Genomic DNA, 14,224 nt, shown 5'->3' with positions numbered 1-14,224 from the left:
CCGGAATCCCCGTCCGTTAGGGCGGAGAGAGGTCAAAAGAACAACTGGCTTCCGTAGCGGGAGACCACCAGCAGGGCCAGGATCAACAGCCAGATCGTCACCAGCACCGCGTCCAGGTCTGCGTCGATCGCTGCCTTCAGTGGGATCCGCCAGCGGGACGGCAACGGCAGGTTGTCGTCGCGCAGATTGACGTGGGTCAGGGTGGCGAAGACCAGCGTGGTGGAGACGGTGACCAGCAGGCACCAGGGGCACAACGCGCCGATGTGGAACATCGCCTCGTAGAACAGCCAATACGCGAAGATCACGCCGAGGGTGTAAACGGCCTGGGCCGCGCACATGAACCACCGCGGGAACCGCACCCCGCCCAGGCAGGCCACCGCGATGGTGATCACCACCGGTTCAGCGACCAGGCCCAGGAACGCGTTGGGAAACCCGAACAACTGCGCCTGCCAGGACTGAGCCACCGTGCCGCAGCTGATCACCGCGTTGATGTCGCAGGACAGGGCGGTACCAGGATCAGCGGCGAGCACCACCGCGTCGATCGACAGCACGAACGACGCAATCAGACTCAGGCACGCCGAGAACAGCATGGTCCCGAAGATCCAGCCGTCCGAGTGCCGCAGCCGCCGAACCACCGCCAGCCGCGCTACCACAGCAGACCTCCGGCCCATGGCTGCCCGCCAGCCGTTGCCAGCAGCAACGTGACCGACCATCGCGCCGTGGCTGGCCTCAACACCGTGGCCAGCCGCAACGTGACCGACCATTCCACCGTGGCTGGCCGCACCGTGGCACGCCGCCGTGGTGACGATCGCGCACCGGATGCCGGCCGCACCGCGTCTGGCCGCACCACGTCTGGCGGCACGGTGGCCAGACGCGCCCTGACTGGCCGTCGCACCGTGGCCGGCTGGGGCTGCCTTTGGTGCCGGCTGTCCAGGCCCGTCATGATGTGCCGGCCGCTGACGTGATCGCCTGGGTGAGCGGGCCCGCGTTGTAGAGGTCGCCCTCGTACTTCTGGCCATTGATCTTGACCGTGGGGGTGCCGGTGATGCCGGATTCGAAGGCGGTGTCGTTGGACCGGTTCACCCAGGTCGAGAAGATCCCGTCGTCGAGCACGTCGACGACGGCCTGGGGAACCCCGGCGGCCAGCGCCAGCTCGGCGATCCGGCTGTCGGACAGGCCCTCGCTGCCCTCCTCCGGCTGGTTGTCGAACAGCGCCTTGTTCAGCGCCATCAGCTTCTCCGGCGCGCGGTCGGCCACGGTGGCGACCGCGTTCGCCGCCCGGGTCGAGTAGCGGGTGCCCTCGGAGAACCGGTCCAGGAAATTCAGCGGATGCAGTTTCACCCGGGCGGTGCCGGCGGCGACCAGCTTGTCGATCTCGGCGTTGTTGGCCCGCTCGAAATTGCCGCAGTAAGGACACATGTAGTCGAGGTAGATCTCCAGCTCGACCGGCGCCGACGCCTGCCCGGTGACCAGCGCGCCGTCGGTGGCGCCGGCGGGGACGACAAGGGGGCCGGACGCGGCGGAGGCGGACCCACCGGCCGCCCGCACCACCATGAAGCCGATCGCCGCGACCAGAGCCACGATGACCACCAGACCGCCGATCATCACCGGGTTAGGCTCGCCCCGGCCGGCGATCGCCGCCTGGCCTTTGCGCAGGTCCTTGGACCGATTACGTGCCTGCTTGCCCACCGCTCACACTCCAGCCGCCCGATCACCTGCCGTCCGGTCCAGGTTGGCGGAGAACGGGCACGAGTACTAAGGCCAAAAGTCCGCAAAAGCTGAGGACATTTGTCTCTGGGCGGACCCGCCGGCGCGCTCGTAACGTCGAGGGCGGAAGCGAGGGATCACGATGAACACTTGGCATGTCAACGACGTCATGACCAGCGATGTCGTCTCCGTCGGACCGCACACCCCGTACCGGGACGTGGCCGATCTGCTGTCGGCCCGCCACATCAACGCGGTGCCCGTGGTCGACGCCGACCGGCACGTGCTCGGCATGGTGTCCGAGTCGGATCTACTGCGGAAGATCGAGTATGTCGGCGCCGAGCGTCCGCACTGGTTCGAGCGCCGCCGGAGGTCACAACACCGCAAGGCACGCGGCCGTACGGCGGGTGAGCTGATGACCTCACCCGCGGTGATCGCCCTCGCGGCCACGAGTGTGCGGTCGGCGGCCCGGCGGATGAACGAGTCGGGTGTCAAGCAGCTCCCCGTGCTGGACGACCTGGGCCGCCTGACCGGCATCGTCACTCGCGGTGACCTGCTCAAGGAGCACCAGCGCTCCGACGACGCCCTGCACGCCGACGTGACCGCGGCCCTCGCCGAGGCACTGCTCGCCGAGAACTGGTCGACGATCACCGCCCGGGTCGAGCGGGGCGCCGTCACACTGACCGGCCGGGTCGAGCGATGGTCTACGGCGTTGTTCGCCGAGCGCATGGTCCGCCTGGTGCCAGGTGTGGTCGACGTGACCGACGAGGTCGAGTTCGACGTCGACGACCAGGTGCTGGTCTACCCCTGACCCGGAGGTGACGTGATGCCCGTCCTCGCCATCAACACCTACCTGAGTCTCGCCATCAACACCTACCTGGGTGAGGTCAACAACCCCGGCCGGAAGGCCGCCGCGCCGGCACCGGCCGAGTTCGACCGGACGGTCCAGGTGATCGGCGGCCGGGTCCTGGCCGGAGTCGACGACAGCCCGATCAGCTACCTGGCCGTCGATCACGCCGCCGCCGAGGCCGCCGTGGTCCTGGCCCGGCATCGCCGGGGCACGCCGGCCGGCGGTCTGCTGGCGGCCACTCTGCAGGTGCTGCCACGGCGGGGTCACTGCCCCGTGTTCCTGGTCGGCTGACCCTTCATGTCAGCGGCTCTCCTGACAGCCGGCGTGCTGTTGTTCGCCCGCACGGCGCTGACCGTGGTGAAGCTCCTACCCCGCCACCCGCGAACGGAAAGGTGGTGATGCCCATCAACCCCCGAATCTCCCCGAGCTCAGATGATCCGACCCGGCTGGCGTGGCGTCTCTCGCCAGCCGGGCCACCTGCCCCGAAAGCCCCGACCGTTGGGCGCGGGCCCGAACGTTGGGCGCAGAGCCGGACATTGGGGCGCGGGCCTGGGCGCGGGCCCTGCCCGGCTTGGCATGGGCGTGGAGCGTTGGCCCGGCTTCGACGGAGCCGCAGTCGCGGGACAGCAGGGCGAGGCGCTGGGCGTGGGCCAGCTTAGGCGCTGGGCCTGGATGTGAGGCGTGGACTTGGACGCTGAGCACTCAGCGCGGGCGCTGGGCGCTGCGACCTTGGATGCTGGGCCTTGGGCGCTGAAGTCTGCCCGGGGGCGTGGGCACCACATCCTCCACTGCCACGACCACGGCCTGGGTTAGGCGGACATGGCGGTTGTGGCGAAGTTCGGTGGTCTGTGGAGTGGGGAGGGTGGGGGTGTGAAGTCTGCGGCTGGGCGGGGGCGGCTGAAGTGGAAGCCCTGGAGGAGGTCTATGCCCATGGCGGCCAGGGTTCGGGCGGTCGGCTCGTCCTCCACGCCTTCGGCTACCAGGGTCAGGCCCAGGCCGCCAGCCATGCGGGCCACCGCGTCCACGATCACCTGCTCTCGGCGGTCGTGTACGCGCATGATGAAGGTGCGGTCCAGTTTCAGCTCGTCCAACGGCAACTGGCTGAGCAGGGCCAGTGATGTGTAGCCGGTGCCGAAGTCGTCCATGGCTATCCGTACGCCGCAGTCCTGAAGGGTTTTCAGGCGTTGGGCGCTCTCCTCCGGTCTGGTCATCACCGCGCTCTCCGTGATCTCCACGATCAACGACGTGGGTGGCAGGCCGGTTCGGTGCAGGTGGCCGGTGATCGCGTCCACGAAGTGGTCCGAGGTCAGCACCGGGGCGGCCAGGTTGACCGCTACCGGGACCGGCCAGCCGGCCCGGTGCCAGGCCGCGGCCTGCGCGGTGGCGTCGGCCAGCACTCGGTCGGTGAGCGCGTGGATGATGTCGGAGCGTTCCGCGGCGGGCAGGAAGGCGCCGGGATACAGCAGGCCGCGTGTCGGGTGGGCCCAGCGGACCAGGGCCTCGAACGAGACGATCGCGCCGGTGTGCGCGTCCACCAGTGGCTGGTAGTGTAGGACCAGCTGGCCCTGGCCGACGGCGTCGCGCAACTCGGTCTGGACGCCCAGGTCCACGGTGTGTGGCGAGGGGCGGGCCGGATCCCACAGCTCGACCCGGGTGCGGTCGCGTTTCGCGGTGTACATGGCCGAGTCGGCGGCGGCCAGCAGCCGGTCCACGCCGCCGGTGCCGTCCTGGCCGGTGTGGGCGACGCCGATCGAGGCCTCGACGGTGATCGGTACGCCGGCCACCGGGAACGGGCCCTGGATGGTGTGCAGCACCCGAACACCTGCGTGCCGCAGCGCCTCGCCGAGACCGTCCCGGCCGTGCATCGCGGTCAGTGTCGCGGTGTCGAAGAACAGAACGAACTCGTCGCCGCCGAGCCGGTACACGGTGCCCTCGCCGCATTCCCGGCGCAGGGCCCCGGCGACGTGCTGGAGCAGCTCGTCGCCGGAGGCGTGCCCGAGGCTGTCGTTGATCTCCTTGAACCGGTTCAGGTCGACGATCGCGAGGGCGGCGGGCGCTGCGGCGGCGAGGGCGGCGGTGACCCGTTCGGCGAGCAGCCGCCGGTTGCCGAGCCCGGTCAGGTCGTCCTCCAGCGCCATCGTCCGGTAACGGCGGCTGAGGTGGTCGACGAGCGGGCCGACCGGTGCGGTGCCGAAGCCGTGTTCGCCGAGGTCGACGACCACCGGCAGGGCTTTGCGGCCGGTGGGCCGGGCCAGGGCGGCGCGGGCCGCGTCGTCCCAGGCGGTGTCGCCGGGCAGCACCAGGGCCGGTTCGCCGCACAGCACCCGGAGTTTCTGCCGGTGCAGCAGCGGGCGGCCGAAGCCGAGCCGCCCGGTCAGCGCGCCGTGCAGGTACGCCCGGTCCAGCAGGTGGATCCGCCCGCCGATGTGGGTGACGATGCCGGTCAGGGTGTCGTCGGCGCTGATCGCCTCCTCGACCCGCGGGATGCAGGTGTCCGGATCCCAGACGGTCGCGGGTACGGCGATGTCCGCCAGTATCGGCATGGGACCGGTCTCTCCTCGGGCGTCGCACGGTTCTGGTCCCCAAGGATCGGCAGAATCCGGCCCCGCCTGAGGGCACCGCGGGGCCCACCAGACCACCGGCAAAGGCACGGCGCGGGCGGGACGGGCCAGGCAGACCGGCCCCACGAGATTACCGGCCAAGACGCGGTGCAAACGGCAAAGGCCAAATGGACCAGCCCTACGAGGTCAAGGCACGGTACGAACGGGAAAGGTCAGGTGGGCCGGGCTTACGAGGCCGAGGCACGGCGCGGGCGGGGAAGGTCAGGTGGCCGGCCCTACGAGGCCTCCGGCAAGGACATCTCGGCCGGCGTACGGGCGGGAAAGGTCAGGTGGAAGCGGCTGCCCCCGCCCGGGTTGTCGGAGATCCGCACCTCGCCGCCGTGGCGTTCCACGATGCGGTGCACGATGGCCAGGCCCAGGCCGGTGCCGGGGTAGTCCTCGCTGCCGTCGGCCCGGGTGAACGCGGTGAAGACGGCCTCCTTCTGGCTGTCGGGGATGCCGATGCCGTGGTCCTCGACATCGATCCGCCAGCCGTCGTGCACCGGCCGGCTGCTGACCCGTACCCACGGCTCGCGGGCCGGGTCGGTGTATTTGACGGCGTTGCCGATCAGGTTGGCGAAGACCTGCCGCAGCAGGGTCTCGTCGCCGCCGATCACCGGCAGCTCCCCCACCTCGACGGCCGCCGGGCGGCTGAAGCCCTCGCCGACCAGGTCGTCGACCAGGCGTTTCAGGTCCACCTGCCGGGCGGTGATCCGCTGGTTGTCGGCGACCGAGAACCCGAGCAGGTCGTCGACCAGGGTGGACATCTGCCGGGCCGCCTTGCCGGCGCGGTCCAGGAAGTCCCGGTTCTGGTCGTCCAGTCCGGACCCCAGGTCGTCGCTGAGGAAGTCGATGTAGCCGCTGATCCGGGCCAGCGGGCCACGCAGGTCGTGCGCCACGATCCCGGCGAAGCCCTTGAGTTCGGCTTTGCGGCGGCGCAGCTGGGCTTCGACCTGCTCGCGGCGGCGGATGTCCTCGTGCAGGACGGCGGTGGCGGCGGCGACCTGGCGCAGCGCCCGTTCCCGGGAGGTGACCAGGGCGGCGGTCAGCGCCATCAGCAGCATCGTGATGAACGCGCCGAGCAGCATGGCGATCACGTCGGCGGGCGGGTTGCGGTGTGCGAGCAGGGCGGCGGTCGGGGCGACGGTGACCCGCCAGGAGCTCAGCGGGACGTTGATGATGCGGTTGCGGGCGGTGATCCGCGGGTCGACCCGGCTGTCCGGCACCCAGCGGGCCATCAGTGTCTGGTCGCCGCCGGTCACCGAGGTCAGCTGGACGGCCGAGGACCGGCCGGCGTCGGCGGCGACGGCCTGGTGCAGGAATTCGGTGCCGCGGACCCCGAGCAGCACCCAGCCCCGGAACCGGCCGTTCTCGGCCGGTGGCGAGGTCGCGAAGACCGGGGCGGCCAGCACGAATCCGGGGCCCTTCGGCTCGTCGCCGGTTCCGGCGTCCTTGAGCAGCACGTACGGGCGGCTGGTGATCACCTGGCGGAGCCGGCGGGCGGCGCTCAGTGCCTCGACCGCCTCGGGCACCACCGACAGGTCGGTGCCGGGCGACACCGGTTCGCCGTCGAACGACTGCCGGATCACCAGGAAGAGGTGCGACGATCCGTTCGCGGCGGGCCGCAGTTCAAGACCGGAGACACCACGGGCCCGCCAGTACGATTGGACCCCGCTGATCTCGGACTGCTCGGCCGGCACCACGTAGGCCACCCCGGTGACGCCCGGCAGCACCGCGCCGGCCAGTGGCCGGGTGGTGGCGGCGAACTCGGACGATTCGAGCTGGGCCTGCGCGCCCAGTGAGGCGGCCAGCTGGGCGAGGTGCTCGTTGTACCGGCGGGCCTGTCCGGCGATGGCCCGCACCACGAGCTGGGTCTGCTGGTCGACCTTCTGATCGGCCAGCCGTTCGTCGCCGCGCTGCAGGGCCACGACGACGGCGACGGTGCTGGCGAGGCTGATCAGGAGCACCGCCAGCAACGCCACCATCGAGCGACCCGGGCGATGACGCACCTCCTGATCGTAGACTCGCCGACCGCTAATGATCAGGCGTTTCGAGGCCCGGCGGAACAAGCGGAAGGGCCCGGCGGCACAAGTGGAAGAGCCCGGTGGAACGAGCGGAAGGGCCCGGCGGACGGCTCATGTCGGTGCCCGCGGAGCCGATTCAGGGGCCCGTGAAACGGTGGGCGAACTTCGAGTCGCGCGAGCACGGGCACCTGGCCCGCCAGATCCGGCACAACTTGTGGATCTTCACGGCGCTGACCGGGATGGGCCTGGTGCGGGTCGGCTTCGACTGGCCGGCGACCGGCCACTGGGTGCTGGCACCGCTGGCACTGGCGATGGTGGTGCTGGCCGGCGCGACCCGGCTGCCGCTGGACCGGCTGGCGGCCCGCTCGTGGATCCGGCCGGTGATGGCGGGCGCCTACGTGGCCGCTCTCGGCGCGCTCGCCCTGTTCGCGGCCGGTGACCCGGAGCCGACCGTGATGTTCGCGACCGGTGCGATGGTCACCATGGTGGCCGCGTCGACCACCAGCGGGGTCCGGGACGGGCTCGGGGTCGGTGCGGCGGGTGTCGCCGGCCTGCTGATCATGATGGCGCTGTTCGGCGGCGACCACGGGTACCTGAATCTCACCCTGCTGATCGTGATGGCCACGATGACCGCCCTGTGCGCGTTCACCACCCACAACCGGCGGCTGCAGCAGGAGCAGCGGGACGAGATCGCCTACCGGACGTCCGCCCTGCTGGAGAACGGTTCGGACGCGATCCTGGCGGTCAACGCGGCGGGGGTGGGTTACGTCAGCTCGTCGTCCGGGCGGGTGCTCGGCCACGAGGGCGGCGAACTCACCCTGGACTCGCTGACCGCGATGATCCACCCGGACGAGAGGGAGCGGGTCTCGGCGTTCCTCACCGAGCTGGCCGCCGCGCCGGCCCGGCACACCGCCCGGATCGAGTCGCGCAGCCGGCACCGGGACGGCGACTATCTCGATGTCGAGGTGATCGGCACCAACCACCTGGCCGACCCGCTGATCGGCGCGCTGATCCTGACGGTCCGGGACGTCAGCACGCAGAAGGCGCTGCGCGGCGAGCTGGACCGGCAGGCGATCTCCGACCCGCTGACCGGGTTGCCCAACCGGGCTCTGCTGCGCGACCGGATCGGCTCGGCGGTGCGCAGGCACACCCGTACCGCCGGAAGGGTCTCGTTGTTGTTGATCGACCTGGACGACTTCAAGAAGGTCAACGACACCCTCGGGCACCTCACCGGCGACGAGTTCCTGCTGGCCCAGGCCCGGCGGATGGCCGCCGCGGTACGTCCCGGCGACACCCTGGCCCGGCTCGGCGGCGACGAGTTCGCGGTGCTCGTGGAGGATCTCGACGAGATCGGCCTGCACACCCTGGCGCAGCGGTTGCTGGCCGCGGTGCACGAGCCGGTCCGCCTCGGCGACTCGGTGCTGACCGGCGGCGCGAGCATCGGCATCGCCACCGTGAAGGCCGGTGAGAGCAGCGACATCGATCTGACCGACGAGCTGATCCGGGACGCCGACCTGGCGATGTACGCGGCCAAGAAGGCCGGCCGGGACCGGGCCGTCACGTTCGAGGAGTCGATGTACCAGGCCGCGGTCGCCGAGGCGGAGGCCCGCACCGAGCTGGAACGGGCCCTGGACCGCAACGAGTTCGTGGTCGTCTACCAGCCGATCGTGGACCTGCCGTCCGGGCTGCCGATCGGGGTGGAGGCGCTGGTCCGCTGGCAGCACCCGGAACGTGGTCTGCTGGGCCCGAACGAGTTCATCGCGCACGCCGAGCGGACCGGGCTGATCGTGCCGCTGGGCGCCGGGGTGCTGCGGGTGGCCTGCCAGGAGATGGCCCGCTGGCACCGGGAGATCCCGGGCGCGGCCGCGATGCGGGTCAGCGTCAACCTGTCGGCCCGCCAGTTCCAGGAGCCCGGGTTGGTGGACATGGTGCGCGAGGTGCTGGCCGAGACCGGGATCGCGCCGGAGAAGGTGGTTCTGGAGATCACCGAGTCGATGGCGATGGAGGACGTGGACGCGACCGTGCTGGTCCTGCACCGGCTGCGGGACCTGGGGGTCCGGCTGGCGATCGACGACTTCGGCACCGGGTACTCGTCGCTGTCGTACCTGAGCCGGTTCCCGATCGACATCTTGAAGATCGACAAGGCGTTCGTGGACGGGATCACCGCCAACCGGGAGGACGCCGCGCTGGCCGAGGCGGTGGTCGGTCTCGGCCGGGCGCTGCGGCTGCAGACCGTGGCCGAGGGTATCGAGCAGGCCGACCAGCAGTCGCTGCTGACCGGACTGGGCTGTACCTACGGTCAGGGCTACCTGTTCGCCAGGCCGATCAGCGCCGACGAGATCACCGCCATGCTGCGGGAGATGCGGGCCGACTCGTGACGGGTTACAGCCCGTAGGGGGATCCGTTCATGGGCGCGGGGGCGTAACGTGTGCGACTCGCGACGGTGTCTCCTAGGGAGCAGCATGCCGCTCACCCCCGCCGACATTCACAACGTCTCCTTCACCAAACCGGCCGTCGGCCGCGGTGCGTACGTCGAGGAGGAGGTCGACGCGTTCCTGGACGAGGCGGAGCGCGAGCTGGCCCGGCTCCTCGCCGAGAACGGCGCGCTGCGCACGATGGCCGTGCAACCCGGCGATCCGGCCGGCGACTACGACGAGATACGTGCCCTGACCGGTCTCCTGCAGCGGATGGAGCAGGAACGGGACATGGCCGAGCAGCACGCGCGTGAGCTGCGGGCCGAGCTGGACCGGGCGCATCAGGGCGGGCCGCGGGCGCTGCCGGCCGGTGGTGGTGAGCTGCGAGTGCTGGCGATGGCCCAGCGGACCGCCGACGAGCACCTGCGCGATGCCCGGCGCGAGTCGGAGGATCTGATCGCGGACGCCCGGGACCGGGCCGATCAGCTGGCCGACGAGGTCCGGGCGAAGGCCGACGAGATCGAGACCGAGGCGGTCCGCCGGCACGCGGACGCGCTCGACGGCCTGGCCGCCCGGCGTGCCTCGGCGCTGGACGAGATCCAGCAGCTGACCAGTCTCGCCGCGTACTACCGGGAGGCTCTGCGGCGGCACGTCGAGGGTCAGCTCGCGGACGTGGACAACGCCCCGATGCTCGGACCGTCCTGAAAAAGGTAAGTAGGCCTCACGATAGTCCGGTGCGGCCTACGTTGATCTGGTGCCGACGTTCGCCGACCTCAGTGTCCGGATCAAGATTCTCGCCGCGGTCGCGGTTGCTGCCGTGGTCGCCGTCATCGTGGGTATCACCGGGTTGGTGGCCCTCTCCGACACCAGCGACAAGGCCAATCTGATCTCGGAAAGCAACGTCGCCAGCATCAAGGCGGTCGGTCAGATCAAGGCGTCCATCTCGCAGGGCCGGGTGGACCTGACGAATCAGGCGTTGTCGCCGGACGATGCCGTCGCCGCCGAGTTCACCGCGGCCTTCGAGGCCGACATGAAGACGTTCGACACGGCGATGGCGGCCTACCGGGCCAGCCAGCCGGCCGGCGCGCAGGAGACCATCGACCACCTCGAGGCCCAGAGGGGGGACTTCGCCACCCTGGCCCAGGAGAAGTTGCTGCCCGCGGGGGCCGCGAACCAGCTCTCCCGCTGGTCGACGATCCGGGACACCGAGGCGATGCCGATCGTCGAGGCGATGGCCGCCGACGTCACCGAACTGGACCAGTCGGAGACCGCGGACGCCGCCAAGAACGCCGCAGCCGCCAAAGCCGGGTACGAGTCGAGCCGTACCACCCAGATCGTGGTGTTGATCGTGGGTTTGGTCGCCGCCGTGGGCATGGGGTTCTGGGTGGCGACCCGGATCGTGAAGTCGCTGGCCGCGGTGCAGGACGTGGCCGAGGCTCTGGCGGCCGGCGACCTCACCCACAGCACCGGGCTGACCAGCAACGACGAGACCGGCAGGATGGGCCGCGCGCTGGACCAGGCGACCGCGTCGCTGCGGGACACGGTGCGGACCATCGAGAGTTCGGCGCTGTCGCTGGCCGGCGCGTCGGAGGAGATGACCAGCACGGCCGCCCAGATCGCCGGTTCCGCGCAGGAGGCGTCGCAGCAGTCGATGGCGGTGTCCAGCGCGGCCGAGGAGATCTCCCGCAGCGTCGACACGGTGTCGGCCGGCAGCGAGGAGATGGGCGCGTCGATCCGGGAGATCTCGCAGAACGCCAGCGAGGCGGCCCAGGTGGCGGTCGAGGCGGTCAATCTGGCCGCGACCACCTCGTCGACCATGAACAAGCTGGGCGAGTCGTCCGCCGAGATCGGCAACGTGATCAAGACGATCACCGCGATCGCCGAGCAGACCAACCTGCTCGCCCTGAACGCCACCATCGAGGCGGCCCGCGCCGGTGAGCTGGGCAAGGGGTTCGCCGTGGTGGCCAGCGAGGTCAAGGATCTGGCGCAGGAGACGGCCCGGGCCACCGAGGACATCTCCCGGCGGGTCGAGACGATCCAGTCCGACACCGCCGGGGCGGTCACCGCGATCGAGCAGATCTCCGAGGTCATCGGCCGGATCAGCGACTTCCAGACGACGATCGCCTCGGCCGTCGAGGAGCAGACCGCGACGACCGCGGAGATGAACCGCAGCGTCGGCGAGGCGGCCTCCGGGACCGGGGAGATCTCCCGCAGCATCACCGGCGTGGCCCAGGCGGCGCAGAACACCAGCCTGGGCGTCGCCGAGACGCAGCAGGCGATCGCGGAGCTGGCCCGGATGTCCACCGAGCTGACCACGCTGGTCTCCCGCTTCCGGGTCTGACCGGTTCAGATCAGGGTGCTCCAGTAGCTCTCGAACCGGACACCGATCAGGGCGGTCAGGATCAGCAGCCAGACCAGCGGGATCGTGCTGTGCACCCGCAGCAGCAGCTCGGTGGGGCGCCGCGGCGCGGGCAGATGACCGCGTTCGGCGTTCGCCAGCGTCAGATAGCAGAAGATCAAGATCATCACGACCCAGACCACCATGCAGTACGGGCACAGAGCGCCGATCCGGTACAGGCTCTGGACGAACAGCCAGTGCACGAAGCCGACCCCGAACAGCGCTCCCGCCTGCAACGACAGCCACCACCAGCGGGGAAGCGCCACCCGGGCGAGCAGGAGGGCGCCGGTCGCGGCCACCACCGGGAAGGCGGCCACCCCGATCAGCGGGTTCGGGAAGCCGAAGACCGCGGCCTGGTCGGTCACCATCACCGAGCCGCACGACAGGATCGGGTTGATCGAGCAGCTCGGCACGTACGACGGATCCTTGAGCAGCTCCACCTTCTCGACCATCAGCACGAACGCCGCCAGGGCCCCGATCAGCCCGCCGAGCGTCAGCACCCAGCCCAGCAGACGGTCGGTGAGGACGGCCGGCCTCACCGGTTCAGCACCGCGTCGACGGCGGTCTTCAGGCCCTCGTACGTCGGTTGCCCGGCGAACCGCTCGCCGTTGACGAAGAACGTCGGCGTGCCCTGGACCCCGAGGGAAAGACCGTCCTTCGCGTCCGACTCGACCCGGGCGGCGACGTCCGCGCTCGCCGCGTCGGCCTTGAACCGCGCCAGGTCCAGGCCCAGCTCGGACGCGTAGCCCTCGAAGACCGCGGCCTGCGACTGCTCCTGGTGGCCCCAGGTGTTCTGGTTGTCGAACAGCTTCACGTACATCTCGGTGAACTTGCCCTGCCGGGCGGCGGCCTCGGCGGCGTGGGCCGAGGTGTACGCGTTCGGGTGGCTCTCGATCGGGAAGTAGCGCACCACGTAGGTGATCCGGTCGCCGTACTCGGCTCGGAGCTGCTCGACACCGGGGTAGGCGGCGCCGCACGCCTCGCACTCGAAGTCCAGGAACTCGACGATCGTCACCTTGCCGTCGGCGGCGGTGGACAGGCGGTGACTGTCGGCGCGTACCACCTCGGCGGTCTTCGGGTCGGTCAGTTTGGTGGCCACCACCAGCAGGACCACGGTCAGGGCGGCGGCCAGGACGCCGAGGGTGACCTTGAGGTTGGTGCTCAGGCCCGGTGGACGGGTAAGCTGCCGGTTCTTGACACGATTTTTCGGCATAATTGTGCCTTTCAGGATTGTGCGCGGCGTCGCGAGAGCCACGACGGCGACAGGGACGTACCAGGAGAAAAAGGGTCTTCTAGACCCTGAGGACACCCGCGCTCGCCGGATCCACTCCGGGCGGCATGTCAGCGGTGGTGACCGGGAAGGCGCACGCCGGCGCGGGGCGCACCACCGGCTCGACGGCGACCAGGGACGGCTCACCGGCCGGGCCCGGGCGCGACGTCAGGATCGGCGTCCAGCCGTTGCCCAGCTCGTGGGTGTGCAGCCGATGACCGGTGTCACCGTGCTCGCAGAACTCCTGCCCGGCCACCACGGGCCGGGCCGGCACCGCGCCGTCCCGCGCATGCCCCTCGGCACCCAGCGGGAACAGCAGACTCGCGGCGAGAAGCAGCAGCGCCATGACCGCCGTCACCCACACGACCGACACCGGGCCGGGACGTTTCGGGGACGCGGTCATGCCCCAAGTTAAGCAGACCGGAAAGGCATCGAAGCCCCTCGACGAGGAGGTTCCCGGTCATGAGCATGCCGGAACGCGTCCGCACCGGGCTCGCCGGGACCGGCGGGACACTCGACGGCCGGCCGACGGCGTCCATCCGGGGCCTGCCACCGGCGTTCGAGAAGCTGCACTGGTTCCTGCTCCCGGCCGCCTGCCTAGATGGTTCCGCCGCAGGTCAGCGCGGCCCGGACGATGTGCACCGCCTCGGTGGTGCCGATGCCTAGGGCGGCGATGACGGCGGCGTACTCGGCGGCGGCGCGGTGGGCCCGCTCGCGCCCCTGCTCACCGTTCCCCGACACGAACGAGCCGGCCGCGCCACGGGTCTCGATCAGGCCCGCCTCCTCCAGCTCCTTGTAGGCCCGGCCGACCGTGTTGACCGCCAGGCCCAGGTCCGCGGCCAGCCGGCGGATCGTCGGCAGCCTCGTGCCCACGGCCAGCACACCGTCCTGGACCTGGCCGGCGAGCTGGGCCCGGAGCTGCTCGAACGGCGGGACGGGCGAAGCCGGGTCGATGACGATCACG

Annotated in this window: 13 protein-coding genes; 5 read left to right on the top strand and 8 right to left on the bottom strand. The window is 70.7% G+C overall.

Translation table 11 applies throughout. The annotated features are described in order from the left end of the window. Positions 1–32 precede the first annotated feature (32 nt). Both Aco03nite_RS26085 and Aco03nite_RS26080 read right to left on the bottom strand, forming a co-directional pair. A complete protein-coding gene (locus Aco03nite_RS26085) occupies positions 33–653 on the bottom strand; it encodes a vitamin K epoxide reductase family protein (protein ID WP_203798797.1) in 621 nt (206 codons plus the stop codon). A 286-nt stretch (positions 654–939) separates the two neighbouring features. Continuing rightward, positions 940–1,689, bottom strand: coding sequence for a DsbA family protein (locus Aco03nite_RS26080; RefSeq protein WP_203798796.1), 750 nt, complete (start codon positions 1,687–1,689; stop codon positions 940–942). 160 nt (positions 1,690–1,849) lie between these two features. On the opposite strand from Aco03nite_RS26080, the gene Aco03nite_RS26075 reads away from it, so the two are divergent. Next, positions 1,850–2,515, top strand: a complete 666-nt coding sequence (locus tag Aco03nite_RS26075) for a CBS domain-containing protein (RefSeq protein WP_203798794.1) — start codon at positions 1,850–1,852, stop codon at positions 2,513–2,515. A gap of 15 nt (positions 2,516–2,530) precedes the next feature. Then, entirely contained in the window at positions 2,531–2,845 is a 315-nt protein-coding gene (locus Aco03nite_RS26070) for a hypothetical protein (protein ID WP_203798792.1), read from the top strand. A 518-nt stretch (positions 2,846–3,363) separates the two neighbouring features. Here the strand turns inward: Aco03nite_RS26070 and Aco03nite_RS26065 are convergent. Together Aco03nite_RS26065 and Aco03nite_RS26060 are read right to left on the bottom strand one after the other, a co-directional pair. After that, on the bottom strand, positions 3,364–5,097 hold the full coding sequence (locus Aco03nite_RS26065; protein ID WP_203798791.1) for a putative bifunctional diguanylate cyclase/phosphodiesterase: 1,734 nt from the start codon (positions 5,095–5,097) through the stop codon (positions 3,364–3,366). 293 nt (positions 5,098–5,390) lie between these two features. After that, positions 5,391–7,163, bottom strand: coding sequence for a sensor histidine kinase (locus Aco03nite_RS26060; RefSeq protein WP_203798789.1), 1,773 nt, complete (start codon positions 7,161–7,163; stop codon positions 5,391–5,393). 161 nt (positions 7,164–7,324) lie between these two features. On the opposite strand from Aco03nite_RS26060, the gene Aco03nite_RS26055 reads away from it, so the two are divergent. The 3 genes from Aco03nite_RS26055 to Aco03nite_RS26045 all read left to right on the top strand — a co-directional run bounded on the left by Aco03nite_RS26055 (position 7,325) and on the right by Aco03nite_RS26045 (position 11,933). Further along, positions 7,325–9,556 (top strand): putative bifunctional diguanylate cyclase/phosphodiesterase, encoded by a 2,232-nt coding sequence (locus tag Aco03nite_RS26055; protein ID WP_203798787.1) that lies wholly within the window; start codon positions 7,325–7,327, stop codon positions 9,554–9,556. A gap of 84 nt (positions 9,557–9,640) precedes the next feature. Continuing rightward, on the top strand, positions 9,641–10,297 hold the full coding sequence (locus Aco03nite_RS54165) for a DivIVA domain-containing protein (protein ID WP_203798785.1): 657 nt from the start codon (positions 9,641–9,643) through the stop codon (positions 10,295–10,297). A 49-nt stretch (positions 10,298–10,346) separates the two neighbouring features. After that, positions 10,347–11,933 (top strand): methyl-accepting chemotaxis protein, encoded by a 1,587-nt coding sequence (locus tag Aco03nite_RS26045; RefSeq protein WP_239145432.1) that lies wholly within the window; start codon positions 10,347–10,349, stop codon positions 11,931–11,933. A 5-nt stretch (positions 11,934–11,938) separates the two neighbouring features. Here the strand turns inward: Aco03nite_RS26045 and Aco03nite_RS26040 are convergent, their stop codons facing one another. The 4 genes from Aco03nite_RS26040 to Aco03nite_RS26025 all read right to left on the bottom strand — a co-directional run bounded on the left by Aco03nite_RS26040 (position 11,939) and on the right by Aco03nite_RS26025 (position 14,223). Then, entirely contained in the window at positions 11,939–12,529 is a 591-nt protein-coding gene (locus Aco03nite_RS26040) for a vitamin K epoxide reductase family protein (RefSeq protein WP_203798783.1), read from the bottom strand. After that, positions 12,526–13,155, bottom strand: a complete 630-nt coding sequence (locus Aco03nite_RS26035) for a DsbA family protein (protein ID WP_203798803.1) — start codon at positions 13,153–13,155, stop codon at positions 12,526–12,528. Before Aco03nite_RS26035 ends, Aco03nite_RS26040 begins: the two co-directional genes overlap by 4 nt. Before the next feature lie 127 nt (positions 13,156–13,282). Continuing rightward, positions 13,283–13,663, bottom strand: a complete 381-nt coding sequence (locus Aco03nite_RS26030) for a hypothetical protein (protein ID WP_203798781.1) — start codon at positions 13,661–13,663, stop codon at positions 13,283–13,285. Positions 13,664–13,857: 194 nt separating this feature from the next. After that, on the bottom strand, positions 13,858–14,223 hold the full coding sequence (locus Aco03nite_RS26025; protein WP_203798779.1) for a GntR family transcriptional regulator: 366 nt from the start codon (positions 14,221–14,223) through the stop codon (positions 13,858–13,860). Between the last annotated feature and the right edge of the window lies 1 nt (position 14,224).

It is taken from the genome of Actinoplanes couchii (genome assembly GCF_016862075.1).
GTDB lineage: Bacteria > Actinomycetota > Actinomycetes > Mycobacteriales > Micromonosporaceae > Actinoplanes > Actinoplanes couchii.
This window is presented reverse-complemented; position numbering and strand designations above follow the sequence as displayed.

Excerpts from the sequence above, each read along its gene's own strand:
- Aco03nite_RS26070 (WP_203798792.1), top strand. The coding sequence starts at position 2,531 with ATGCCCGTCCTCGCCATCAACACCTACCTGAGTCTCGCCATCAACACC.
- Aco03nite_RS26075 (WP_203798794.1), top strand. The coding sequence starts at position 1,850 with ATGAACACTTGGCATGTCAACGACGTCATGACCAGCGATGTCGTCTCC.
- Aco03nite_RS54165 (WP_203798785.1), top strand. The coding sequence starts at position 9,641 with ATGCCGCTCACCCCCGCCGACATTCACAACGTCTCCTTCACCAAACCG.
- Aco03nite_RS26030 (WP_203798781.1), bottom strand. The coding sequence starts at position 13,663 with ATGACCGCGTCCCCGAAACGTCCCGGCCCGGTGTCGGTCGTGTGGGTG.
- Aco03nite_RS26065 (WP_203798791.1), bottom strand. The coding sequence starts at position 5,097 with ATGCCGATACTGGCGGACATCGCCGTACCCGCGACCGTCTGGGATCCG.